At 72.4% G+C, this 25,067-nt stretch carries 20 protein-coding genes, 1 tRNA gene and 1 pseudogene; 16 read left to right on the top strand and 6 right to left on the bottom strand.

Going from position 1 to position 25,067, the window contains the following annotated elements; genetic code table 11:
• Positions 1-1,581 precede the first annotated feature (1,581 nt).
• Entirely contained in the window at positions 1,582-3,237 is a 1,656-nt protein-coding gene (locus BCD48_RS29605; protein WP_241842086.1) for an aldehyde dehydrogenase family protein, read from the bottom strand.
• Positions 3,238-3,810: 573 nt separating this feature from the next.
• On the opposite strand from BCD48_RS29605, the gene BCD48_RS29610 reads away from it, so the two are divergent.
• Positions 3,811-4,530 carry a response regulator gene (locus BCD48_RS29610; RefSeq protein ID WP_071051688.1) on the top strand — a complete coding sequence of 240 codons (720 nt, stop codon included), beginning with the start codon at positions 3,811-3,813 and terminating at the stop codon, positions 4,528-4,530.
• Positions 4,531-4,618: 88 nt separating this feature from the next.
• Here BCD48_RS29610 and BCD48_RS51625 read toward each other — a convergent pair whose 3' ends face one another.
• Positions 4,619-5,134, bottom strand: a complete 516-nt coding sequence (locus tag BCD48_RS51625) for a hypothetical protein (protein WP_157910583.1) — start codon at positions 5,132-5,134, stop codon at positions 4,619-4,621.
• 187 nt (positions 5,135-5,321) lie between these two features.
• Between BCD48_RS51625 and BCD48_RS54200 the strand changes: the two genes are divergently transcribed.
• From BCD48_RS54200 to orn, 8 genes and pseudogenes are all read left to right on the top strand, one after another.
• Positions 5,322-6,554, top strand: coding sequence for a bifunctional adenosylcobinamide kinase/adenosylcobinamide-phosphate guanylyltransferase (locus BCD48_RS54200; protein ID WP_241842087.1), 1,233 nt, complete (start codon positions 5,322-5,324; stop codon positions 6,552-6,554).
• A gap of 324 nt (positions 6,555-6,878) precedes the next feature.
• Positions 6,879-7,283, top strand: a pseudogene (locus BCD48_RS56900) (hypothetical protein); the annotation flags it as partial.
• Between the two features lie 250 nt (positions 7,284-7,533).
• Complete coding sequence (locus tag BCD48_RS56905; RefSeq protein WP_491677181.1) at positions 7,534-8,322, top strand: adenosylcobinamide-GDP ribazoletransferase; 789 nt, start codon at positions 7,534-7,536, stop codon at positions 8,320-8,322.
• 90 nt (positions 8,323-8,412) lie between these two features.
• Entirely contained in the window at positions 8,413-9,543 is a 1,131-nt protein-coding gene (gene cobT, locus BCD48_RS29630) for a nicotinate-nucleotide--dimethylbenzimidazole phosphoribosyltransferase (RefSeq protein WP_083419392.1), read from the top strand.
• A 189-nt stretch (positions 9,544-9,732) separates the two neighbouring features.
• Positions 9,733-10,191 (top strand): SRPBCC family protein, encoded by a 459-nt coding sequence (locus BCD48_RS29635; RefSeq protein WP_071051691.1) that lies wholly within the window; start codon positions 9,733-9,735, stop codon positions 10,189-10,191.
• Between the two features lie 159 nt (positions 10,192-10,350).
• The gene (locus BCD48_RS29640; protein WP_083419393.1) at positions 10,351-11,187 is read left to right on the top strand and encodes a ferric iron reductase; all 837 of its coding nucleotides are present in this window, start codon (positions 10,351-10,353) and stop codon (positions 11,185-11,187) included.
• 182 nt (positions 11,188-11,369) lie between these two features.
• Positions 11,370-11,882 (top strand): hypothetical protein, encoded by a 513-nt coding sequence (locus tag BCD48_RS29645; RefSeq protein WP_071051692.1) that lies wholly within the window; start codon positions 11,370-11,372, stop codon positions 11,880-11,882.
• A gap of 78 nt (positions 11,883-11,960) precedes the next feature.
• A complete protein-coding gene (gene orn / locus BCD48_RS29650) occupies positions 11,961-12,668 on the top strand; it encodes an oligoribonuclease (protein WP_071051693.1) in 708 nt (235 codons plus the stop codon).
• A 144-nt stretch (positions 12,669-12,812) separates the two neighbouring features.
• Here the strand turns inward: orn and BCD48_RS29655 are convergent, their stop codons facing one another.
• The gene (locus BCD48_RS29655; protein ID WP_071051694.1) at positions 12,813-13,781 is read right to left on the bottom strand and encodes a pirin family protein; all 969 of its coding nucleotides are present in this window, start codon (positions 13,779-13,781) and stop codon (positions 12,813-12,815) included.
• 649 nt (positions 13,782-14,430) lie between these two features.
• Between BCD48_RS29655 and BCD48_RS29660 the strand changes: the two genes are divergently transcribed.
• The 5 genes from BCD48_RS29660 to BCD48_RS29680 all read left to right on the top strand — a co-directional run bounded on the left by BCD48_RS29660 (position 14,431) and on the right by BCD48_RS29680 (position 18,851).
• A tRNA-His gene (locus BCD48_RS29660) sits at positions 14,431-14,503 on the top strand.
• A gap of 939 nt (positions 14,504-15,442) precedes the next feature.
• Positions 15,443-16,192: a Crp/Fnr family transcriptional regulator gene (locus tag BCD48_RS29665; RefSeq protein ID WP_071051695.1), complete on the top strand. Its 750-nt coding sequence runs from the start codon at positions 15,443-15,445 to the stop codon at positions 16,190-16,192.
• Between the two features lie 87 nt (positions 16,193-16,279).
• Positions 16,280-17,179, top strand: coding sequence for a HipA family kinase (locus tag BCD48_RS29670; protein ID WP_071051696.1), 900 nt, complete (start codon positions 16,280-16,282; stop codon positions 17,177-17,179).
• Positions 17,172-17,579, top strand: coding sequence for a DUF3037 domain-containing protein (locus tag BCD48_RS29675; RefSeq protein WP_071051697.1), 408 nt, complete (start codon positions 17,172-17,174; stop codon positions 17,577-17,579). The genes BCD48_RS29670 and BCD48_RS29675 overlap by 8 nt, the downstream gene beginning before the upstream one ends.
• A gap of 291 nt (positions 17,580-17,870) precedes the next feature.
• Positions 17,871-18,851 carry a DUF222 domain-containing protein gene (locus BCD48_RS29680; protein WP_071051698.1) on the top strand — a complete coding sequence of 327 codons (981 nt, stop codon included), beginning with the start codon at positions 17,871-17,873 and terminating at the stop codon, positions 18,849-18,851.
• On the opposite strand, the gene BCD48_RS29685 is transcribed toward BCD48_RS29680, so the two are convergent.
• A complete protein-coding gene (locus BCD48_RS29685; RefSeq protein ID WP_083419394.1) occupies positions 18,742-20,778 on the bottom strand; it encodes a glycoside hydrolase family 26 protein in 2,037 nt (678 codons plus the stop codon). The two genes, BCD48_RS29680 and BCD48_RS29685, sit on opposite strands and share 110 nt — an antisense overlap.
• Before the next feature lie 823 nt (positions 20,779-21,601).
• Between BCD48_RS29685 and BCD48_RS29690 the strand changes: the two genes are divergently transcribed.
• A complete protein-coding gene (locus BCD48_RS29690; RefSeq protein ID WP_071051699.1) occupies positions 21,602-22,609 on the top strand; it encodes an LLM class F420-dependent oxidoreductase in 1,008 nt (335 codons plus the stop codon).
• A 319-nt stretch (positions 22,610-22,928) separates the two neighbouring features.
• A complete protein-coding gene (locus tag BCD48_RS29695) occupies positions 22,929-23,465 on the top strand; it encodes a glutathione peroxidase (protein WP_071051700.1) in 537 nt (178 codons plus the stop codon).
• A 114-nt stretch (positions 23,466-23,579) separates the two neighbouring features.
• Here the strand turns inward: BCD48_RS29695 and BCD48_RS29700 are convergent, their stop codons facing one another.
• Both BCD48_RS29700 and BCD48_RS29705 read right to left on the bottom strand, forming a co-directional pair.
• Positions 23,580-24,434, bottom strand: a complete 855-nt coding sequence (locus BCD48_RS29700) for a DUF72 domain-containing protein (RefSeq protein ID WP_071051701.1) — start codon at positions 24,432-24,434, stop codon at positions 23,580-23,582.
• Between the two features lie 11 nt (positions 24,435-24,445).
• A complete protein-coding gene (locus BCD48_RS29705) occupies positions 24,446-24,889 on the bottom strand; it encodes a hypothetical protein (RefSeq protein WP_071051702.1) in 444 nt (147 codons plus the stop codon).
• Between the last annotated feature and the right edge of the window lie 178 nt (positions 24,890-25,067).

Raw genomic sequence — 25,067 nt, forward strand, 5'->3', positions numbered from 1 at the left:
CCTCGAACGCCAGAAACCACACCCAGCCGGGCGCCCGGCCGACACACCCAGCCGAGCGTCAACCCCAAAACCGGCGTTGTTCAGCGGCCTCCTAGGCGGTCCGAGCTGGTGGTGGCCGGTGGGTGGCGGTGAATGGTCCGGTCCAGGGGTGCTCTGTCAATCTCCGCGTCACCGTCATCTGGCTCCCGGGCGCAGTGAGGCCATGAAGATCGTCTATCGCGGATTTTCTCCGCGGGTTCGAGCCGGGTCGGTCGTTTGGGTTCATCCTTGACCTTCCCGGCGCCCGGGAACCCGGCAGACCGCGGGCCAGCGTGCCCTTGCGCGGCAGCGCCGCGTACCGCCTCTCGCTGGGACGCCTCGCCCCGCCACGGCCGCGCACACCACACGGCCGCGACTGCCAGCGGACAGCAAATTGCCACATTCCGCTTGCCGTCTGTTCATCCCACCGCGACCATACGGCCGTGGCTCCCATTCCCAGTTTGACCGCTATCGACGACCCGGTGCTGCGGGCCGTCACCGCGAATGACCTGCTCTGGAACGGTGCCCCCGGATCGAAGGATCTCCGGACGACGCGCGGTCAGGCGATCCTCCAGGCCATCGAGGCGGGTCGAACGCACCAGGAGATAGCGGACCATCTCCACGTCCGGCCCAGCGATCTGGCCTGGATGACCGAGGACCTTGAATCGTCATACCAGCCCAGGTAGGCCAAACGCCGCCCCCCGGCCCCAGGTACGTCGAGCAGCGCCCGCCCCACCTCGGACCGCGCGGACCAGCCGGGCGTGAGATATAGCGGCCACAAACCGTGACCGCCCTCGGGTGCGGCGCCGTGGTGGACCGATTGTTACGAGCCGGTAGGAACCGACCTACTCGGATGATCCGATCGTTCGCGATTCGTCGATCACTGTGCGTGACAGCCTTGGGGCTGTCTCGCAGCGTAGGACTACCGCCTCACCTTCCGGGGTCTCGATGACCCTGCCGGTGGGCCGATAGACCACAGGGCGTGAATTGAGCCACGAGGTGCCGAAGGTGAGGGTCTGGCCGGAGCGCACCACGAAGGTGCCGCCGCGGAAGGGTCCGTCAGCCAAGATCGCGAGCGTCACGTCGGAGGGCGCCATGCGCCGTTACGCTAAGTGGCACGATTGGGCATCGCCATGCGTCGGCGAGGGACCGGGCGATCGTCACACATCGGCGATTCCGGCCCACGGAGAGAATTTGTTGTGAACGGCGAGTGTAGAGCCCGCTCGTCGGTGCCCCCGGATGTTCATCCGCCAGCCCGCGACATATCGCGGTCCGGTCTTCGCGCGTGCACATCACCGCGGCGATCTTCGTGGGACCGATCCCCGCACCAGTAGCAACACCACCTGCTGATCGCCTCCGGCACGAACGTCAAGGTGGTCCAGGCGAGGCTGGGTCACAAGTCCGCGCCCGAGACCTTGGACACGTACGGTCACCTCTGGCCGGACTCCGAGGACGACACCCGGAAGGCCGTGGACGCGGTCCTCGGGGGCCTTTCCCGGCGCTGCGACGGTCCAGGGACGGTCCAGCGTCGCGGGCTGACCGGCGAAGTGCCTGCGCCGCAGGCTATGTCTCCGGATACAGCGAGTACGACGGGAAGTTGCCGTAGAGGCGCTCGCCGGGGTCCGGGGCGACGGTGACGGCGTGGACGAGGTGCTCGCCGCCGACGAAGGCGCCCTTCCAGGAGGCGCCGCGGCCGCCGAACGGCTCCGCCCGGTCCCCGCGCGAGCGCGGACGGTTGATGCCGATCTTGAATGCGGCGAGCTCGGCGGACATCCGGTGAGCATTGTCCTCGTCGTCGCAGGCGAGCGAGGCGACGAGCGCGCCGTTCGAAGCGTTCATCGCGGCCAGCAGCTCCGCCTCCGAGTCGACCACCACGATCGTGTCCACCGGGCCGAACGGCTCGGCGTGGTGCAGCGCGCACGAGGTCGGCGGGGACAGGACCGCCGTCGGCGCCGCGTAGGCGGAGGTGTCCTGGCCGGGCAGGAACCGGCCGTCGGCGAGGCTCCCGCGGAAGAGCGGGACGCCGCCCTTGGCGATGGCCTCCTCGACCCGCCCGGCGAGCTCCGCGGCCTTGACCGCGTTGATCAGTGGCCCGAAGTCGAGGTCCGCCAGCGGCTCGTCGTCGGCGGTGACCGCCAGCGGGTGGCCGAACCGGACGGACTCCACCACCGGCAGGTACATCTTCAGGAACTCGTCGAACAGCTGCCGCTGGACGACGTAGCGCGGGTAGGCGGTGCACCGCTGCTTGGCGTACTCGAAGCCCTTGCGCAGGTGGCCGGCGAGCAGGTCCCACTGGGAGAACTCCCAGATACCCCAGGCGTTGAGGCCCTCCTGCTCCAGGCAGTGCCGTTTGCCGGTGTCGCAGAGGGCGGCGGCGACCTGGCCGCCGGCCGAGCGGCCCCCGACGAATGCGAGTGCCCCGATCTCCGGCGCCCGCACCAGGGCGCTCGACAGCCGCGAACCGGGACCGGAGACGAGCGACAGCGGCAGCCCCTCGCGGCGGGCGAGGGCGCAGGCCAGCGTGAGGCAGGCGGCGCCCCCGTCGGTCGGGGTCTTGGCGATCGCCGCGTTGCCGGCGAGCACCTGTACCAGCATCGCGTGCATGAGCACGCTCATCGGGTAGTTCCAGCTGGCGATGTTGCTGACTGGCCCGGGCAGCGGCGCGCGGCCGGCGAGCATCGGATCGATCTCGTCGAGATACCAGCGGACACCGTCGATGGCTCGGTCGACGTCGGTCCTCGCCAGCCGCCACGGCTTGCCGATCTCCCAGACCAGCAGCAGGGCGAGCGTGTCGCGGTGCGCGTCGAGCGCGTCGACGGCGGCGGTGACCCTGGCGCGCCGCTCGGCCAGGGGCACGTCCCGCCAGCGCCGGTGCTCCTCGCACGACGCGCCGATCGCCTCGCGGGCCTCGTCGAGCTGGATCATCGGCGGGCCGGCGATGGGGGAGCCGTCGACGGGCGAGACGCTGTGCGCCAGCGGCACGCCCGACACTCGCCAGCGGCCGCCCCACAGGTTGAGCAGGCGGCCGTCGCCGAACGCCTCCGGCGCCGTGTCGCTGGCGCGCGCGAACACGTCCGCCCAGGCGGTGCCGGGTGCCTGGCGCAGGGCGGGAGCCTGGCCCGCGACGGGCCGCCCGTCGGCGGTGCTGGCGGCCGGCCGGCCTCTGGCGGCTGGGCTGCTGGCGCCGCTGGCGCGGCTGGTTCGGGCGGCGGTAACCATACCCGCAGGGTGCGCCACCGTTCGCCGGTTCGCCAGCCAATGCCTATTCGCTGATCACTCTGCCCGGTACGCCAATCACCCCCGACGGGCGAGCATGGCCCGGCGGGCCGAGGGGAAAATCGGCCGCCGATATCTCAAAGCGCTTTAAGAAACATCGTCGAGAACGGGTGCGCGGCGCGGGGCCGGGCGTGGTTGCGTCCGACCGGTCGGTCCACTGGCGTGCGTGAGCTGGCACGAACGGTCCGGTCCAGCGTGGCCCGGCGGTGGGCTTGGCCGCCGCGCGGCGGCGACGAGGCCTCGTCGAGGCCTCGTCGCCGGCAATTTGATGCGCGTCCCATCTGTTCACTCTTGCGCCAAAAATGAACCTTGACGGGGGTATCATTCGGGCATGTCGGGTTCGTCGGGCCTCGTCAGGGATCGGCCTTCGGTCTCCCGGCGCCGCGCGGCGCGAGGCTCGATGCGACCGCTAGTACGTGCCTCATCACGTAGAGTGGGCGGGTACCTGAACCGCTATTCGCCGGTAGTCCTATTAGTTACTTCCGAACGATCCGTTCATAGATTTCCGGGTGTGTGATGACGGCCAGTGTCGTTCCGCCGTCGGCCGCTGCCGCGACCGACCCGATCCGGGACACGACTCCGATCCGGGTCCTCGTGGTGGACGACCATGAGCTGTTCCTACAGGGCCTGCAGACCGTTCTGGAGATAGAGGACGACATCAGTGTCGTCGGCCGCGCCGGCGATGGGCAGGAAGCGGTTTCCCTGGCCACTGGCACGACGCCGGACATCGTGCTCATGGACGTCCGGATGCCGCTGCGGGACGGGATCGCGGCGACGGGCGCGGTCAAGCGGGCCGTCCCTGGCGTGAAGATCGTGATGCTGACCGTCTCCGACGAGGAGAACGACCTCTTCGAGGCGATCAAGGCCGGCGCCGTCGGTTACCTGCTCAAGTCGATCCCGCCGCACGAGGTCGCCGACGCCGTCCGCGCGGTACACCACGGGCAGAGCCTCATCAGCCCGTCGATGGCCTCCAAGCTCATGGCCGAGTTCGCGAGCATTGCGCGCGGCACCGAGGACCGACCGCGCCTGCACACGCCCCACCTGACCGCGCGTGAGCTGGAAGTGCTCAAGCTCGTCGCCGAGGGCAGGGCGAACCGGGAGATCGCTCGCAAGCTCTTCATCAGTGAGAACACCGTGAAGAATCACGTGCGTAACATCCTGGACAAACTCCAGCTGCACTCCCGCATGGAGGCCGTGATGTACGCCGTCCGTCAAGGCCTCTTCGATATCGAATAGGGCGGGTTCGCGGCGAGGCGCGGACCGCCTCGCCGCGAACCCAGTCCTCCAGACCAAGACCGGTGAGGGACGTCGCTGCCGGGTTTACTCATTGATCGCTGCCGTTCCGTCGTTTCTCGATGTTTCTGGCGGTGTGGGCGGTAGGTCGCGTGGGGTGTCGCCCGGCGGCCGAGCGTGCCACGATGCGGAAGGCGATGAGAGCGGGACCGTCGGCGACGGGACCGCGCCGGGCTGGAGGTGGTGCGGTGAACGTGGCCCGGGCGCGGCGGGCGGCGGGAGCGACCAGGACGGCCGTGTCGACGGCGACCACGGCGCTGTCGGTCGTGACGGCGGCGGCCGTCGTGGGATCCGCCGCGGCAGTCGTGGCGACCGCCAGGATCGCGGCGGTCGTCGCCTCGGGCGCCGCCTCCGCGGCGTCGGCCGCGGCGGTGTCCGCCTCGTCGGCGGCAGCGGCGGCAGCGGCGGATGTCGTGTCCGTCACCGCGGCGAACGCCGCAAACGCGGCGACGACCACGATGGCGGCGGCGACCACGGCCATCGCCTCGGCCGCGCTCGCGGCTCGGGCCCGGGCCCGAGGCCGCGCGGTACCCCAGGCAGCCGGCATCCTGGACAGCCGTGAGTGTCACGCGACGCGTTCTGAGCTTCCGGCCGGAAGGCCGCCCCGTCTCGGTCACGGGTGAGACGGGCCCGGTTACCGGCGGGATCCCTTCGGCCATAGGCGGGCTCCTCCCGAACGGCGAGGCTCCCTCGCCGGGTACGTCGCCCCTGGTCGGCCGCCGGTGGCGAGGCTGATGGCCATCGTCGTGCTGGCCGACGGCCGCGCCGCCGTCCCGGCCGACCGGGACGGGGAGGACGGTGCCGGCGGGCCGCGAGGCCCGGTGGGCGTCCTGGTGGACGACCCGCGGTGCGGCCGGCTGCTCCTCGACTGCGGCGCCGGAGTAGCCACCAGGGCCGCGTTCGCCGGGGTCTCCCTCGCCGGGGCGCGAGTGCTGCCCACCGGTCACGGTCCGGACCGGTTGGACCCGAGCCTCCCCGCCGAGGTGGTGCTCGACCACCCGGAGACGGCGCCGCCGGGCGTGCGGATGCTCCCGGCGGGCGGCGGCGAGGTCGTGCTGCTGGTGGAGACGAGCCGCGGCGTGCTGCTGCACTGCCCGGCCTCCGGGCCGCTGCCCGCGGGCACCGTCGCCGCGCTGCCCTCGCGGGTGATCCTCACCATTCCGCTGGCGCCGATGGTGCGCGACCAGCTGGCCGGCGTCACGGTGCTCGCGCCGCCGGCGGCTGGGCGGCGGGTCCTGGTCACTGGCGGCGCCCGGTCGGGAAAGTCGGAGCTGGCCGAGCGGATGCTCGCCGGCCGCGAGCGAGCCGTCTACCTGGCGACCGGCGGGGCCCCGTCGCCGGACGACACCGAATGGTCGGCGCGGGTCGCCCAGCACCGCCGCAGGCGACCGGCAGGCTGGTCGACGGTCGAGACCGCGGACGCCGCCGCGGTCCTCATGTCCGCCGGCCGGCCCACGCCCGCCGCCTCGTCAGCCGGTCAGGAGGTCTCGGCCGGCACATCGTCCGGAGGCCCGGGGAGCGGGTCGCCGGCCAGGCCACCGGGCGTGCCCTCGGTCACACTCGGGCGGACTGGCGCCTTACCAGACGAGGCCGCGGCGGCCGGCGAAGTGCCCGCCGTCCTGTTCGACTGCGTCGGTACCTGGCTCACGGCGGCCATGGATGCCGCTGGGATCTGGGTCCTGGACGAGGACACGGACGTCTACGGGGACGCGACGGCGACCGGCGCGCGGGCCCGCCGCACCGCCGACGCGGCGCTCGCGCGGGCGGTGGATGCCCTGGTGGAGGCCTGGACGGCGACCGAGGGGCACGTCGTCGCCGTGACCAACGAGGTCGGCTCGGGGGTCGTGCCACCGACGGCCGCCGGCCGCCGGTTCCGCGACGAGCTGGGCCGGCTCAACGCCCGGCTGGCCGCCGTGGCCGACGAGGTCTGGCTCTGCACGGCCGGCATCGGGCAGCGCATCCGCTGACTTCACCCCCTTCTTCGGGAGTGTCGGTCTTGGGTACCTACCGTGGATGAGGCAGGATGATCAGAGCGATACCTGGCGCGGAGCCTGCGTGAGTACGCGGGAACCCTTTGAACGTCGACAACCGTCGAAGAAACGGGCGACAAAGGAGGATCCGGCCATGACGACACCGGGCGGCGGTGCCAGCGGCGAAGGCCGCCACGGCGATGGCGGTTTCGGCGAACGTGACTACGACGATCCCGGCTACGCCGAGCAGGGCTACGACACCTCCGGCTACGCAGGACGCGGCTACGCCGATCCCAACTATGCCGATCCCGACTACGCGGATCCCGACTACGCCGACCCCAGCTACACCGATCCCGGCTACGCAGGGCACGGCTACGCCGACGAGACCCCGGCGCCCTTCCCTGGGGCTCCGGACGCGGCGGCCGGCCCCGCGCAGCCCGGAGCTTCCGGGCGGCCCCAGGCCGGGCACGCGCCGCCGCGGCCGGGAAACGTCGGCGGTCCCTACGACCGGCGCCGCCCAGGGCGGCCCGGCGACGCGCCACCCGACCCCTCCTATGGCCGCCAGGCCACGCCAGGCGGCGTCCAGGACGTCGGGATGGACGACCTGCTGGCGAACAGCGAGCCCTACGGGAGAGAGCCACGCCGACCGCGCCGCGGACGGCGCGGCGTGCCAGACCCGCGCCGCGCCGGCGCGCCCACCGAGCCGAGGGCCGGGGCCGGCGGTGAGCCGCGGACCACGTCGACCCGGCCCGTGCCAGGACCTACGCAGCCCCCGCCGGGCGCGGGGGCCTTCGGCCGCAGGGTGGGCCACGGTGTGACGCAGGGCGTCGGCCAGAGCGTCGGCTGGGTGCGCGACCGGGCGGCTGGTGGGATGACCGCGCTGCGGGCGCGGCGAGCCGAGACGCCGGCGCACAGCCGACGCCGGTCAGCGGCGCTCGATCCCGCGGCGCTGCGGGCGTTGCCGATGGCCGTGGGGATGTTCACCGTCCTGCCGCTGCCGGCGAGCCGGTCGGCCGACGACGCGACCGAGCCGGGGCTCGGCGCCTGGGCGCTGCGTTGGCTGCCGCTGCTCGGCGCGCTGCTCGGCTTCGTCGCCTGGGCGCTGTCGCTGGTCTTCTGGCGTGGCCACGGCGGCGGCGCGGCCTTCCTCGGCGCGGTGGTGTGGATCGGCGTCCTGGCGCTGCTCACCCGTGGCATGCACCTGGATGGCCTGGCCGACGTCGCCGACGGGCTGGGCAGCCGCAGGCCGGCGGCGGAAGCCCTGGTGATCATGCGCCAGTCCGACATCGGTCCCTTTGGGGTGGCGGCGGCCGTCGGCGCGGTGCTGCTGCAGGTCGCCGCGGTGTCCACCCTGCTGGGCGGCGCGAGCCGGGCCCAGGGGCTGGTGCTGCTCGTCGTGGTCGTCGTGGCGGGTCGGCTGGCCGCGCTCGACGCCGCCCGTCCGGCGGTGCCGCCGGCCCGCCCCGGCGGTTTCGGCGCCGTCGTCGCCGGGACCGCGTCCACCACCGTCAGGGCGGTCGCGATCGCCGTGACGCTCGTCCTCGGATGGCTCCTGCTCGCGCTCACCGCGACGAGCCTCGTGGCGGCGCTGTGGCTGCCGTTCGCCGTTCTCGTCGGTCTCGCCGCCGGGCGGCTGGTCACCTGGCACGTGGTCCGCAGGCTCGACGGCATCACCGGCGACGTGTTCGGCGCCGTCATCGAGATCACCACCACCGTCACCCTGCTGGCCCTCACCGCCGTGGTCGTCTGGGGCGGGCTGTTGTGACCCGCCCGCGGGCCGATGTCTGTCACGTTCGGGCTCCGGGGGCCGATGACGTTCTGTAACGTCCGCCCCGGACCGAGAGGAGAGCCATCCATGAGCCCTGAACCGTCGGACATGTCCACCCTCGATCGCCTCACCTCGAGCATCCGGCCGGTGGATCCGGCCGTCGCGCGGGCCGCCCGCGAGCACCAGGACCGGCTGACCAAGCCGCGCGGCTCGCTCGGCCAGCTGGAGGACGTGTCGGTCCGGCTCGCCGCCCTCGCGGGCCGGGTGCCCGCGCCGGTGCCGGCATCGCCGGCGGTCGCGGTGTTCGTCGGCGACCACGGCGTGCACGCTCAGGGCGTCTCGCCGTGGCCGCGGGAGGTCACCGGCCAGATGGTCGCGAACTTCCTGGCCGGCGGGGCGGTCGTCAACGCGCTCGCCCGGCAGGCCGGCGCCGCGGTGGCGGTGGTGGACGTGGGCATGTCGGTCGAGGCCTCGTCGGTCGTCGGCGCGGCGCCGGGGCTGGACCGCCGCCGGGTGCGCGCCGGCACCGGCGACATCACCGTCGAGGCCGCGATGACCAGGGATGAGGCGCTGGCCGCCATCGCCGCCGGCGCGGCGGTGGCCGACGGCCTGCTCCGCGCCGGCCACGACCTGCTCGTCACCGGTGACATGGGCATCGCGAACACGACCCCCTCGGCGGCCCTGGTCGCCGCGTTGCTGGGCGTGGACGCCGCGGAGGTGACCGGCCGTGGCACCGGTGTCGACGACGCCACCCTGGCGCGCAAGGTCGAGGTCGTGCGCCGCGCGGTCGCGCGGGCGGCGGGCGACGGCGTCGGCGCGGACGACCCGCTCGGAGTGCTCGCGTCGGTCGGGGGCCTGGAGCATGCGGCGACGGTCGGCTTCGTGCTCGCGGCCGCCGCCGCTCGCGTGCCGGTGCTGCTCGACGGGGTGATCGCCTGTTCGTCGGCGCTGGTCGCGGCGGCGCTCATGCCGGACGCGCGCGCGGCGATGTTCGCGGGGCATCGGTCGGTCGAGCCGGGCGCCTCGGCCGCGCTCGCCGCCCTCGGCCTCGTCCCGCTGCTCGACCTCGGCATGCGGCTCGGCGAGGGCTCGGGCGGAGTACTCGCGGTGGGTGTCCTCCAGGCCGCTGCCCGTGTTCTCGCCGAGGTCGCCACCTTTGACAGCGCCGGCGTGACCGACAAGAACGCCACCGACGACGCCGGCGCCAGCGATGCCTGACGGCGAGGTGGGTAGACCGTCGGTGACACGGAGGTGGCCGACGGCTGGCTGACCGGTAGCGGACGGGTGTCGGCGCTGTCCCCGCCGTTACACGTCCGCGGCCTGACAGCGCGGCTTCGCGAGGTTCTCGGGCCGGCAGCATGGTCGTCGTGCGCATCGTTGCGCGCAGCGACCGAGGGGATGAGAACCATGCGTGAGCCGTTCCGGACGAGCTTCCTGTCCACGTCCGTCACGGCGGTGCCGGAAGAGGCATGGTGGGTGCTCGCCGGCGACGCCGAGCCGGGCATCGAGGCGCCGGGCGCGATGCTGGCGGACCGCCAGCTGATCTCCGACTGGCGGCCCGGCTCCCCGGTCCGGCTGGTCGCCGCCGGCATGGCCGTCTACGGCACCGTGCTGCGGGCCGCGGCTCCCTACCGGCTGACGTACACGCTCGGCGCGCCCCGTCCCGACGGCGAGGACGCCACGGTCATCATCACCTGGGAGATCCTGCCGGCGGCCGGCGGCGGCTGCGTCGTGATGCTCGCCGTCGACGACCTGTGCCCAGACGGCTCCGACGACCTGCGCGACGCGTGGGCCGAGGTGCTCACCGAGGTCCGCTCCCGCCTGGAGATCCTCTCCCCGCCGATCACCGGCAGCCCGAGCTCCTGACACCTGAACTCCTGACACCTGAACTCCTGACATCGGGGCGGGACTCCCGGCGCGGAGAAGGACCGGCCGGCAGCCGGGCAGTCCCGCGTGGTCGCCCCGCTGGTGCGGCACAGCAGGCAGGCCCGAGTCGCTGAGCGGGACTCGGCCTAGCATGGGCGCGTGCTGGGCACGGCGGGTGGCGGCTACGGGGAACTCGCCCCGTCGGAGCTCCGCGCCCGGTTCGGGCCGTACTTCGAGCTGGAAGTCCTGGCCCCTCCCCGCGCTGACGGCATCAGCCGGGCCGCCGGGCCGCCGGCCGGCTGGGCGGCGGTCGCCGACCTTTCCGACCCACTCACCGGTGCGTTCGCGCGTCGGGCAGGCGCGGTGCGGGCGGCGCTCGCCGCCGGGAGCGGGCTCGCGGCCGACGCGGTCGACGAGCGGGTGGCGGTCTCCGTCGCGCAACTCGGGGTGTGCGCGCGGCTGGTCGCCCCCGCGCTCGCGCTGACCGTCGCCACTGGCCGTTCGCCAGAGCTCAGCCCACGGCTGCTCTACTGGCGGGACAGGCTCGGCGGGCCGTTCCCCCTCGCGCTCGGCGGGCCGCCGGTGCCGACGGGCGAGGCCGCCGCCGGCACGGGATCGCCGGGCCGGCTCGGCCGGGGATTCGTGGACGGGGTGCTGCTCCCGGTGGTCGCGCCGATCGTCTCGGCGATCGAGCGTCACCACCCGGTGTCATCGAAGATCCTCTGGGGGAATGTGGCGTCCGGTGTCGCGGGCGCCGCCAAGATGATCGGCCTGGCCGCGCCGGCCCTGGCCGCGCCCGCCTGGGGCGTCGTCGACGCGCTGTGCGCGGGCGACGGCCCGCTGCGCGGCACCGGCGCGCGGGTTGCCCCGGCCCGGTTCGGCCGCCGCAGCTGCTGCCTCATCTACCGTCTCGTTCCCGGTGCCGACGGCGACCGCACCCGTCGTGCTCCCTCCCGGAGCGCGCTGTGTGAGGACTGCGTCCTGCATTCTCGCTAGCGCGGGGCAGTCACCGTCCGCCCGTTCCGCGGCCGCGGCCGTCGGGCGGCGTGGGCCGGGACGCTCGTGCCATACCCGGTCGTGCCACCGCGCCAGGGCGGGAGATGCCTGCGGCTACAGTGACACCCCCAAGGGGTCATCTCGGGCGAGCCGGCGGGTGCGGGCGGAAAGGTGCGGGTGCGGTGGACGCGGTCAGGCGTGGCTATCTCGGCCTGATGCTCTTCATAGCCGCACTTGTGCTCATGCCGTTGCTGATCGTCGACTACCACCGGCAGACCGAGGCGAAGGCCGACGACCGCGTGTCAGCTGATGTCGCCGACACCACGCCAGACCCAGCCAGCCCCACGGATGGCGGGACGCTCGCGCCGAAGGCCTCCGCGACGCCCACCTTCACGGCCCCCGCCACTCTCGGCGCCACCTCGCCGATCGTCGGCTTCCAGGGAGTCGAGGACGGCCAGACTCTGAAGGGCGACGTCCAGATCACCTTGCTCACTGTGGGTGACATTGGCGTGGTCAACTACACGCTGTCCGGCTACCCCACCCCGTGGCTCGCGCTGAGCCCCCCGTACCTGTTCGCGCCCCATCCGGTGGGCTGGCAGACGACGGCAGTGCCCGACGGGCAGTACACGTTGACGGCGACGCCGGTCAACACCCGGATCAGCTCGCGGTCCGTCAGCTTCCGCGTCCAGAACTGACCCATCCGGGCCATCGGACGCCCGGTTCGCCCAAGGGCGGGCGTGACGCTGCGACCGGGAAACCCTAATGTCAGATGGATGGACCGCCTAGTTTGGATCGACTGCGAGATGACAGGCCTCGACCCGGCCTCCGACGTGCTGCTTGAGGTCGCCTGCCTGGTGACCGACGGCGAGCTCAACGTCGTGGGTGACGGGACGGACCTGGTGATCGCGGCTCCCGAGGCGGCCCTCGACGCGATGGTGCCCGTTGTCAAGGACATGCACGAGACCTCCGGCCTGACCGCCGCAGTTCGCGCGTCCACGCTGAGCGTCGCCGAGGCCGAGCGGCAGATCCTCGCCTATGTGCGCTCACTCGTCCCGGAGAACCGCCGCGCCCCGCTATGCGGCAACTCGATCGCCACGGACCGCTCCTTCCTGGCGCGTTACATGCCTGAACTGGACGGCTACCTGCACTACCGCATGATCGACGTCTCGTCGGTGAAGGAACTGGCCCGCCGCTGGTACCCGCGCGCCTACTACGCCGCCCCGGTCAAGCACGGCGGTCACCGCGCCCTAGCGGACATCCGCGAGAGCATCGAAGAACTGCGGTACTACCGCCGGACCGTCTTCGTCCCGCAGCCCGGCCCGACGACCGACGAGGCACGGGCGGCTTCCGTCGAGATCCGCGCCGAGACCGACGCCGCGGCCCAGCCCGCGTCATCGGGCAGCGGCGCCGCGGACCAGCCATCCCTGGATCCGGCCACGGCTGAGATCACCGACACGACGCAGCCCGCCCCCAACGTCTGACCGGAGCGGAGATCGTCCAGAGCGGCGGCGTCCCGCGATGCCGCCGCTCCAGAGAGCCCGGTTCCCCTGAACACCGCCCTCTGGCGCGGCGTGGACGCCGCTGCTCCGGTTGTCCTCCGCTCTGAGGATGGGGCCGCGGCAGCGTCAGACCCGGTGGGGCATCAGCGCGTTGGCCGGGATCACCCCGAGGCGCCCGGCCTGGAAGTCATCGATCGCCTGCTGAAGCTCTTGGCGGGTGTTCATCACGAACGGGCCGTACTGCGCCACCGGCTCGCGGATGGGTCGGCCGCCGAGCAGCAGCACCTCCAGGTTCGGAGAGCGCGACTCCTGCCGCTCGGACGCGGCCAGCACCACCCGGTCGCCGGCGCCCAGCACCGCGAGCTGACCAGTCTCGACCGCCGTGGCCGCGGGACCGACCGTGCCGGCCCCGGCGAGGACGTAGGCGAGCGCGTTGAACTCGGGGTTCCACGGGAGATCCACCTGGGCACCGGGGCTGACCGTGACGTGGACCAGCGTGATCGGGGTGTGCGTCGAGCCGGGGCCGCGGTGCTCGCCGACCTCGCCGGCGATGATGCGCAGCAGCGCGCCGCCGTCGGCGGACGCGACCAGCGAGACCTGCTGGCCCTCGAGGTTCTGGTACCGGGGCGGGGAGAGCTTGTCCTTGGCCGGCAGGTTGACCCACAGCTGGATGCCGTGGAACAGGCCGCCGCTCTCGACGAGCGCCGCCGGTGGTGTCTCGATGTGCAGAATGCCGGAGCCGGCCGTCATCCACTGGGTGGCGCCGTCAGTGATCAGGCCGCCGCCGCCGTGCGAGTCCTGGTGCTGGAAGGTGCCGTCGATCATGTAGGTGACCGTCTCGAAGCCGCGGTGCGGGTGCCATGGCGTGCCCTTGGGCTCGCCTGGGGCGTACTCCACCTCGCCCATCTGGTCCATGTGTACGAACGGGTCGAGGTCCGCCTTGCTCACGCCGGCGAAGGCGCGCCGTACCGGGAAGCCCTCGCCCTCGTAGCCGAGCGGAGCCGTGGTGACCTTCCTGACCGGGCGGGGGGTGTCGCCGAGGCCGGGCTCGGCCAGCCGCGGAAGGGTGACGGTGTCGGCGGTTACGGCGGGCATGAGACCAACCTCCTTGGTTGCATGTGCAACTAGCGGCCAGTGTAACCGCGGCCGCCGCGTCAACCTTCCCGCGCCGCGGGCTGCCGTGAGCGGTGCTTGGCTCGGTCGCCGCCGGGTGGGTGGCGCCGGCGGTCGGCGCGTCGCGCGGCCGCTACGCATGATCGGGTGGAGTTTGCCAGAGCCCCGACGGGCTAATTCTCAGATGAGCAATGAGAGTGATGGAGCCGCCCGCGTCGCCCATGACGCGCCGGGACTTTGGTAAACACCGTGTGACGATGGACACCGATTGCTCCACGGAACGCTACCTTCGGGGTCGTGGATCGCCGATGCTCAAGGCAAGAGCGGATCATCCAGGAACGCATTCTGGGCATCAGCCGGCTGCGGGGACGTCAGCGTCCCAGGGGCAACCGCGGCCCGGCCCACCTCCCCACCCGGCCCCCGGACCGTCGGCGCCGCCGCTGATCCGCGGTGACGGCCCGGCCGGCTACCCTGTGTAGCTGGCGCGATGACAGGTAGGCCGACCCAAAACCTTGTTGTCGCAGCCGCCAGTCCGACCGGTAGGATGGCGAAGCCCGGTAAGGGGCACGTCCCATAGGCCAGATCACGGCAAGAGATCATGGCAAGCAGGTCGCGCCCCCGGCCCGGCATGGTGGGTGTAGCTCAGTTGGCAGAGCACCGGGTTGTGGTCCCGGGGGTCGCGGGTTCGAATCCCGTCACTCACCCGAGCTGGGGAGTCGTGTTCGCCGCCCTTTGGGCGGCTTCCCGTTTGCCGCTATGTCTGCCCAGGGGGGCGACCCCCTGGAACCCCCGGGTCGGGGGCCTGCGGCCCCCGACACCCCCGCCGGACTTGCCGCCTGTGGCGGCGTTGCCGAGCTGGGGAGTCGTGTTTCCTGCCCTTTGGGTTGCTTCCCCTTTGCCGCTGTGTCTGCTGGAATCCCTGGGATGGGGCCTGGGGCGTCCGACGCGCCCGCTGGGCTTGCCGCCTGTGGCGGTGTCGCCATTGGTGATGGTCTCCTTTTTGTGATGTGGTGGCTGTTGCGCTGGGTTGCCGGGGGTGGCGGTCAGCCGCGGTGGCACTTTTGGGTGATGGTCTCTTTCTGCGAGATGTTGGCTGTTGCGTTTGGGTGTCAGGTGGGCTGGCGGCTGTGGGGGCATCGGCTCTGGGGGATGGTCTTCTTTTCTGTGTGACGCGCCGCTAGGGGTGTGCCCTGGTCGGTAGTCGGCGCGATTGCGGTCGGTATCGCTGTTCGGTGGTAGGTGCTGGGGCGACGTGGGGTCTCACCTGGTCGGTGGCTTGGCGTCCTGGGCTGCGGATTCGTGGTTTGATGCGGGCTTTGGGATTGTCGGCCTCTGCGGGGGCGCCCGGTGGGTGCTGCTTCGTGACCGGCCTCTTCTCGTTGCCTTTGGTGGTGGTCGCAATGCCGTCGTGAGTGTTGGTGCTGGCGGATCGGGCTGGGACATAGGGGTTCCGGTAGGGGTAACGCGCCGTTTTCGATGGGTCTGGGGATGGTCGCGTTTGCGGTGAGGGGCGCTGGCGGGATCGCGGAGGCGGGGATGAGTGGTGTGTCTCCCCGGCGGTGGCTTGCCGAGCTCGGTCAGATCGCTGGATCCTGTTGATGACTTCTTGGTCACGTCGGGATCGGCATGGATGCGGGGGCGCCATGGTCAGGCCGGGTTCGGGAGAGCCGCCGGACAACGAGGCGGGACGCGGCGAGTGGCTACGGCGCGCCCGGTGGCCGGAACAGACGTTGTTGGGGCGGCTGCCGGACCGGTCGCGGACGGAGCTGCTGGAGCTGGGAGGGTTTCGAGAATTCGCGAGCGGTATGCCGATCGTGCGGGAGGGGGATCGGACGACGTTCGTGGCGGTGCTGTTGCGCGGGTGGACCAAGGTGACGGCGCTGACGGAGACCGGGGGTGTGGCACTGCTGGCCGTGCGGCACGGCGGTGACGTCATCGGCGAGTTCGCGGGGCTGGACTCCCAGCCGCGGTCGGCGACGGTCACCGCCGTCGGGAGTGCGCTGGCAAAGGTGATCAGGAAAGAGGAGTTCGCCGGATACCTGGCCAGAGATCCAGTCGCCGCCGCCGCGATCAGTCGGAGCATCGTGGCGAAGACGCGGTTCAGCATCCGGCGGCGCGTCGAGTTCGCCGGCTGCCCGGTGGCCGTGCGAGTGGCGCGGGTGCTGGTGGAGCTGGACAGGGCCTACGGAATCGACCGGTCGCAGGGCGGGCGGGCGCTGGGAGTGCCGCTCGCCCAGCAGGAGCTGGCCGCTCTGGTCGGCGCGCACGACCCCACCGTTCACAAGGCGTTGCGGGTGCTGCGCCGAGACAAGGTCATCGAGACCGGGTACCGGCGGGTCGCGATTCTTGACATGGCCGCGCTGCTGACCGCCGCGGGACTTTCCTCGACCTGACGCCCCTGTGCGGGCCGTTCCCGGAGCGCGACTAGGTTTCCTGCGCGGCGGCACCGGAGTGGTGCCCGGGGAGGGCGGGAGGTCGCGGTGCTCCGGCTGGTGCGGGCGACTCGGTATGCCACGCCGTTGCGGGAGGGCGGCAGTCTGCCGGGACTGATGGAGGGCGACGACCTGGGGACCTGGGTGGTCAAGTTCCGGGGGGCGGGGCAGGGGCCGCGGTCGCTGGTCGCCGAGGTGGTCGTCGGCGAGCTCGCCAGGGCGCTTGGGCTGCCCGTGCCGGAGCTTGTCGTCATCGACGTGGATCCTCGGCTTGGACGCGTCGAGCCCGACCAGGAGATCCAGGACCTGCTCAAGGCCAGCGCGGGCGCCAATCTGGGGATGGGCTACCTTCCCGGCTCGATCACCTACGACCCGCTTGCCTTCGAGGTGGATCCGGGACTCGCCGCGCGGGTGGTGTGGCTGGACGCGCTGACGCTCAACGTCGACCGGTCTTGGCGGAACCCGAACATGCTGGTCTGGGGCGGGCGATTGTGGCTGATCGACCACGGCGCCGCCCTCTACCCGCACCACGGCTGGCCGGCCCGGCCGGCCGAGGCGCAGTCGCCGCCCGCGGACCCGGCTCCGGCTCCGCTCGACGAGCGGGCACTGCCCCGGTGGGAGGAGCACGTGCTCCTGCCCGCGCTCGGCGCCGACCCGGGCGGGGCGCTTCGCGCCGCGGACGCCGAGCTCGCGCCGCGGGTCGACGCCGAGCTGGTGCGATCCGTCGTTGCCCTGGTGCCGGCGGACTGGCTCGACGTCGACCCGGAGCGGTATGTCGGCTGGCTCGCCGGGCGCGCCGGTGGCCGACGCCCGTGGCTGGAGCCGATGGTGAAGGCGCGGCCGGCGCGGATCGCGGCCTCGCGGGAGGAGGCCGGCCACGGCGAGGGGCCGCCGGCCTGGCTGCGCCTGGCGCGCGGCCAGCGGACGCGGGAGAACCGGTGTGGCTGAGCTGTTCGAGTACGCCCTGGTGCGCGTCGTGCCCCGCGTCGAGCGGGGCGAGTGCATGAACGTCGGCGTGCTGCTGTGGTGCCAGGGCGCCGGCTATCTCGACCTGCGCTGCGTGCTGGACGGCGAGCGCCTCGCGGCGCTCGACCCGTACCTCGACCTCGCGGCCGTGCGCATCCACCTCGACGCGCTGCATCGGGTGTGCGTCGGCGGCCCCGCGGCGGGGGCGGCGGGCGTGCTGTCGCCCGGTGAGCGGTTCCGCTGGCTCACCGCGCCGCGCAGCACGATCGTGCAGACCTCCCCGGTGCACACCGGGGTGACCGGAGACCCGGCCGCGGAGCTGGAGCACCTGGTCGAGCTTCTCGTCGACAGGCAGGGCCCACCGAGCGGCGCCGCTGGTTGAAGGGGCTCTGAGCTGGGCGTATGGTCGAACATGAGTTCGAAGAGGGCGGCGGTTGGCTGGCCCTGACGGCAGCACCACCGAGGCGTGGCGGCTGAGGCGGCATGGCCCAGGGCTCCGCCGGCCGTGATCACCGGCGACGTGGCGGGGCGGCGGTTGTGGCCGGCGCGCCGCATGTCCGCGTCGCGGCCGGTCCCGGGAGCGGCGTCATGCCCCGGGACCGGCAGCGGCCGCCACGGGTCGGCGCTGTCCTCGAAGGCGGCGGACAGCCGCGCAGCTCCGGGGGGAGGCTGGATGGACGGTGACGGGGTGGCGGTGCTGGAGGCGCTGCGCCATGCGCTGGCTGAGATCGAGCCCGCGTCGCTCCCGGACGGCGCCGTCGTCGACCTGCTGAGCCAGCTCGGCGGGGTCATCGCGGCCGCGCAGGCCGCGCTGGTGCGGGCGGTGGGGGCGGCGGAGCTGGCGGGTGTGTGGGGCCGGTCCGGCCTCCGGGGCACCGCGGGAGCGAGTGGGCCGGCCGGGGCGGCCGACACCTGTGCGGTCCGCTGCTCGGCTGGGCCCGACGGGGACGGTGGCCAGGCCGGGCCCGGCGGAGAGGACGGGCGTCCGACGCCCGCCGGCTGGATTGCCGGGCGAGCGCGGCTGACCGTCGCGGCGGCCGCCGCGTTGCTCGTCGCCGCGCGGGCCCTGGCCGGTCTGCCGGTGCTGGCGGAGGCGTTCCGGCGAGGCGAGGTGAGCCTCGATCATGTGCTCGCCCTGACGGCGCCGCTGACCAGTCCGCCGCGCCTGGTCGCGGTCGCCGGCCCGGTGGAGACGGAGCTGACCGCTCTCGCGCGCCGGGCCGGGCCGGACCAGGTCCGCGCCGCCGTCACCCACTGGCTGCGCGACGCGGACCCGGCCGGCGTCGAGCGGGACGCCGCCGCCGCCGGGCGCGTCCGCTCGCTGTCGCTGGTACCGGTGCCGCCCGGGTGCGCGGAGGCGCACCCGGGCGGCTGTGTGACGATCGCCGGCTCGGTCCCGGTCGACGACGCCACGACCCTGCTGGACGCGCTGCGGCTGGCGGCGCGGGCGACAGCCGGTCCGGCTGACGCCCGCGTCCCGGCCCAGCGACGCGCCGACGCACTGCTCACGGTCGCGCGCTGCTACCTCGCGGCCGCCGGCCACCTCACCACAGCTGCGCGTAGCGAGCTGCCGCAGCCGTGTTCTGGTACAGGCAGTGAGGCCCCGTCGGTCGGTAGATGTTCGAGCCGAGGTTCTGCATCTCGCAGTTGTTGAAGTACGACTCGTAGTACATGCCCTTGCCGGCGCGGGCGACCATCCAGTCGCGCATGAACTGGATGTAGTTGGCGTTGTCGCCGCCGCCGTGCTCGCCGGACCCGGACGCGACCCCCCACTCGGGGACGCCGAACAGCTTCCCGTGCGCCCGCGCGAAGTTGTACAGCCAGGTGATGCCGCCCTCCGCGTTCGCCTGCGCGTTGAACTGGTCCAGGGTGTACGACGGCGGGTACTGGTCGTACGCGTCGATCGACACGATGTCCACCCACTGGTCGCCCGGGTACAGGTCGAGCGGGTGGTGGCTCGGCGGGTTCTGCGAGAAGTGCGAGTTGATCGTCCAGTCGAACTGCGGGTCCGGGTTCGCGGTCGAACGGATCGCGTCCACGACGTGGCGGTAGCAGTTGATGAAAGCGGTCGCATCGGTGCCCGACCACGGGTACCAGTTGCCGTTCGCCTCCCATGCCAGCCGGACGATCGAGTTCTGCCGCCCCGCCGCGTTCAGCGTCTGGCCGAACTGGCGCCAGTTGCCGTCGTAGGCGCCGGTGGCGCAGGTCTGCAGCGACGCGCCCGTCTCCGGGAACGGCGGCACGCTGATCACGAGCTTGCCGGGCCAACCGGCGAAGTTCCCGTAGATGAACGACTGCCCGACGATCGACTGCCAGCTGTCACGCGCGACGTACACCTGCGCCACGTCGCACAGGTTGCCGCGGAACGCGCAGAACGCGTCCACGTCGGTCGGGGTGATCAGCGGGTCGCCGTTCGCGCCGGACAGCCACGGCTCGCCGGAGCGGTTGCCGGTCGGCGGGCCCGAGCCGCCGCTGGTGTAGGTCTCGGCGCGGTCGAAGGAGACCGCGAACGCCGCCGACGCGGCGTTGCGCTGGCCGATGTTCGTGACGACGGCGGCATGGTCACCGAAGGTGAGCTGGCCGGAGTCGTAGATGAGCGCGCTGCTGGCGCTGGGCGCGTAGGTGTCGACGGTGGTCGGCGTCCGGCCGTCGACGCGGACGGTCAGCAGGCCGCCTGCCTTCTCCTTCACGCCGTAGATCACGATCCGGGTGCCCGTCCAGCGGATCGTGGTGGTGGCGCCCGCCATGAGCGAGTAGCGGAACGACTTGTTCGGCGTCGTCGGCTGGCAGCCACCGCACTGGACCCAGTTCCCGTTGTAGGTGACCTGGCCGTTGCCGGTACCGATCGAGGTGTCCTCGATGGTGTTGGGCGTGCCGGTGGGCGGCGGGTCCGTCCCGCCTCCGCCGCCCGGGGTCGTGTCGGTGAAGACCTCGGCGCGGTCGAAGATGACGGCGAACGCCGCCGACGCGGCGTTGCGCTGGCCGAGGTTGGTCAGGACCGCGGTGTGGGCGCCGTTCGCGAGTGTGCCGGAGTCGTAGATGAGCGCGCTGCTCGAGGTGGGCGCGTAGGTGTCGATGGTGGTCGTCGGCCCGCTGTCGACCCGCACGGTGGCGATGCCGCCGGCGCGCTCCTTGACACCGTAGATCTTGATCTGGGTGCCGCTGAACGGGACGCTGGCGGTCGCGCCGGCCTGCAAGGAGTAACGGAACGAGTGGTTCGGAGTGTCGGGGGCGCAGCCGCCGCAGAGGGTCCAGGTACCGCCGTAGCTGACCTTGCCTGTCCCTGTGCCGGTCGCGGTGTCCTCGATGACAGTGGTGGCCGCGGCGAGCGGAGTGACCTCGCCGACCCGGACCATGGTCTGCCGCAGTGCGTCGGTGGCGAGTGGCTCGCTGGCCGGCGAAGCGGTGGTGAGGACCGGGAACTGGCTGATTCCCTCGGCGGCCGGCGGCTGGACCGTGGTGTGCAGGACGCCCGGCAGGGTGCTCGGGTCGACGTCGGCGAGGGGCAGCGTCGACGCGTCGGCGGAGGCGGTGGCGGTGGCGCCCGGAACGACCAGCGCGCCGAGCAGTAGCGCGACCACCAGGAAGATCGGCCGGCGTGGGCCGCCGGCGGACCATCGCCGGCCGGCCCGGAGCCGGCGTCCGGCGCGGTGGCCTGGCCGGGTCCGGCCCGGTGGTCCGCCGTGCTCGGGCGGTTCGGGGGACGCCGCCTGGCCGGGCTGGCCGACTGGCCGCCGCGGCGCCGGGCGCTGTCGGGCCGGGCCGAAGGGTCCGCGGGCGGGACGGCGGTGCCGGCCGGCGGACGCTGGCGGTTTGTGCTGCTGGGTGGAGGTGGGTCTGCCGACGGCCTCGCTTGTGGCTTCGGCCGGGTCTTCGGTCGGTTTCCAGGGTCCGGTTCCCAGAGGGGAGTTTCCCAGGGGCACTGAGCCATCCCTTCGTACCGGGCCGGATGACTCTTGACGCCACCCCAATGGCCCGAAGCGGTCGGCTAACACCCGGACCATAAGCAGAGAGTAACCAGTGATTGCTCTACGTAGCGGATGTCCGGCGGTTCGAGAGCGACACCCCGCGCTTCGCCGTGACCCGGTAGGAGTGCCGCGTTCGGTCCGCATCCGCTCGCCCGCCCCCATGCCGCGCCAGCGAGACCTGGTGCGCGGCCAGGTCCCGTGCCGGTCGCCACGGCGGAGACATCACGCGGACGTCAAAGGCGTCACACCAGGAACCCGAACGGTTGCTCCAGCCGGCCGCCTGGCGGGAGCGTGTCCCAGGGTCATCAGCCGGGCCGGTTGACCCCGCCCTGGGTCCGGCGCGTCCAGGCGAGGTCGGCTCGGAGCGCCAGCCCCCGTAGTCAGCTCAGTAGCCCCAGCGCAGTGGCGCTGCCACGCGGCCAGCAGAGGAGACCGGATGAAGATCGACGCGAGCCTGTCCGACGACATCGGGGCGACGCAGGCGGAGGCCGCGAAGATCGAGGGTGCCGGCTATGCGGGGGCGTGGGCCTCCGAGACCAAGCACGACCCGTTCCTGCAGTGCCTGCAGGCCGCGATGGCGACCGAGACCATCAGCATCGGCACGGCGATCGCGATCGGCTTCGCGCGGACCCCGATGACGCTCGCGAACATCGGCTACGACCTGGCCGGCTACTCCCGAGGCCGCTTCGTCCTCGGCCTCGGCTCGCAGATCAAGCCGCACATCGAGCGCCGGTTCTCCATGCCCTGGTCCCGGCCCGCCGCGCGGATGCGCGAGCTGATCCTGGCCACCCGGGCGATCTGGGCGACCTGGCACGAGGGCGCGAAGCTGGACTTCCGCGGTGACTTCTACACCCACACCCTGATGACTCCGTTCTTCACCCCTGAGCCGCACGAGTACGGTCCGCCGCCGCTCTTCCTCGCGGGCGTCGGTGAGCTGATGACCGAGGTCGCGGGCGAGGTCGCGGATGGGTTCTTCGTCCACCCGTTCACGACCAACCGTTATCTGGAGCAGGTCACCATCCCGGCGTTGCTGCGCGGGCGGGCCAAGGCAGGCAAGGACAACCTCGACGGCTTCGTCGTCAACGGGCCGTCGTTCGTCACTGTCGGGCGCACGGAGGAGGAGATGGCCGCGGCCGTCTTCGGCACGAAGAAGCGCATCGCGTTCTACGGTTCGACGCCCTCCTACCGGGCGGTGCTGGAGGCGCATGGCTGGGGTGACGCGCAGGACGAGCTCAACACCCTGTCCAAGCAGGGCCGCTGGGACGAGATGGCGGACCTGATCACCGACGAGATGCTGGACGAGTTCTCCGTCGTCGGGACGCCCGCGGAGGTCGGACCGAAGCTGGTCGAGAAGGTCGGCAAGACCTACCAGCGCATCACGCTGTACAGCGCCTACGACGCGGACCCCTCGTTGTGGACCGAACTGCTCGCGGCCGCGAGGTAGCCCGTCAGCCCGTCAGCCCGTCAGATGACACCGGCCCACTGGCCGCGTACTCGCCGGTGCCGACGGTTCGGCGCTCGGGCGCGGCGAGGCGCGGAGCCGGTGGTCCCGTCGGGCGCGAGGCCGACCTGCGCCGCGGCCGCGCGCCGCCGCACGTCCGGCGGCCGCGTCGGATGCGCGGAGGTGGGTGCGCGGAGGTGGGTGACCTCGCCGGTTGCTGGTCACCTGTCCTTGTCTACTTCTTTGACGACGAATCACGGACCGGCCAGTAACGTCAGGTATGTCAGTCTTCGGATGATTCATCAGGAGAGTTGGACCGATCATGGGTGTGCACGACTTCAATGTGGCGACCGCTGACGGCGGCTCGCGGTCACTCGGTGACTACGCGGGTCAGGCGCTGCTGATCGTCAACGTCGCGAGCAAGTGCGGCCTGACGCCGCAGTACGAAGGCCTGGAGGCGCTCTACCGCGAGCTGAACGGCCGTGGCCTGGAGATCCTCGGCTTTCCCTGCAACCAGTTCATGGAGCAGGAGCCGGGGACGGACGCCGAGATCCAGGAGTTCTGCAAGGCGTCGTACGACGTTACATTCCCGGTATTCAGCAAGGTCGATGTCAACGGGCCGGACACCGCCCCGCTCTATGGTTACCTGCGTTCCGAGGCGCCTGGCGACTTCGGCCCGCAGTCCGGATTCCTGTACGACTTCATCGCGAAGACCTTCCCGGACCGGGTCGGCACCGACGAGATCAAGTGGAACTTCACGAAGTTCCTCGTCGGCCGCGACGGAGAAGTGATCCGCCGCTATGAGCCGCCGGTGACCCCGGAGGAGATCCGCGCCGATCTCGACGCCGTCCTCGGCTAGCGTCCACGGCACCAGCCGGCCGTCCACCGCCGCCGCGGCCGCCCGCCCTCGCGGCCGACCGCGGCGGCGGGCGGTTGCGGCGGCGGGTGGCGGCGGGATGGTGACGGCGGGCCTTCAGAACAGCGTCTGGGGCTCCGCCGGCAGGAGCTCCCGCGGCAGCGGGTCGAGATCGGGCACGCGGGCCCGGACGTCCTCATGGAAACGGCGGGCGAGCAGCGGCGCCTCGGCGTTGTCCGGGGTGTGGACGAAGACGGTCGGTGAGCGGCCCTCACGCAGCCACTCGACGACGATGTCGACCCACCGTTGCCAGCCCTCGACCGTCCGCGCGGAATCGTCGCGGCCAAGGTAGCGGACGATCGGCCGGTCGGTCAGCGCGACCGGCCGGAACGACACGCGGGGCTTCTTGGCCCAGGCGTCCCGCTCGGCGTCGCTGGCGGGAGGGCTCGCGAAGAACGTGGTGGTGTCAAAGGGGATCCATTCGGCGTCGACGGTCGCGAGCACTTCCTCGAGAAGCCGCGCCGCGCGCGGGTCGTCGAAGAAGGCCGGGTGGCGGACCTCGACGGCGTACCGGTGGGACGTGGTGAGCCGGCCGAGGAAGCGGGCGAGCAGGGAGACATCTGCTGGCCCGAACGCCCCCGGCAACTGGATCCAGAGGGTGTGCGCCCGGGGGCCGAGCGGCTCGACGGCGTCCAGGAAGGCGTGCAGCGGCTCATCGACGTCGGTGAGGCAGCGCTCGTGCGTGATCAGCTTGGGCAGCTTGGGCAGGAAACGGAAGCCGGGGTCGGTCTGGCGTGCCCAGGACTCGGCGGTGTCCCTGCTCGGCGTCGCGTAGAACGTCGTGTTCCCCTCGACGGCGTTACACCAGCTGGCATAGTGCCGCAGGCGCTCGTGCGCCGGCAGAGGATGGGCAAGGAAACGCCCCTGCCACGACCTGTGGGTCCACATCGCGCACCCCACGTGTATTCGCATGCCCCCGCCTGTCACTCGGGGTGGGACGGGACGACGGCGTAGCCGAGCATGCGGACGTCCCAGTGCGCGAGGTCGGCTTCGCCGAGGCCGCCGAGCTGACCGGCTGATCGGAGAAAGGGCAGGACCTTCGCCGCGCCCACAAGGATGACGTAGACGCGGGTCGTGATTCCCCCGTATCCGCCGTAGCCCAGGTTGTACGGCTGGACCGTGAAGCAGTTCTGGTCGCTCGGCACCAACTCGTCGCCGGGATAGAACCGGCCGTTGCCCGGATTGTGGGCGGCAGTCGAGTCGGTCGTGGCGGGGTCGGCCCAGGCGGCCAGGACCAGCCGCCAACCGTCCGGCACCGGCCCGCTGAGCCGACCACCGACAGCCAACGACGGATGCCAGGACGGATAGTAGGTGTGGCGCATCTCGGTGAGACGCACACCGGCGACCTCGGCGCCAGGCTGAGCCACGACGTCTGCCTGGGTCTGCAACGGCAGGAGATAGCAGCCCCGGGGCGCGGACGCCGCTTCATCGGATGTTGGGCTCATGTCGGCGCGCGGCGGGCCCGGGCCGCCGACCGGTCCGGCCCCACCCGGGGGCTGGCCTCCGGGTCCGCCGCCCGGCCCACCGCCTCCGGGCGGCCTCGCG

Source organism: Pseudofrankia coriaricola, from assembly GCF_001854805.1.
GTDB lineage: Bacteria > Actinomycetota > Actinomycetes > Frankiales > Frankiaceae > Pseudofrankia.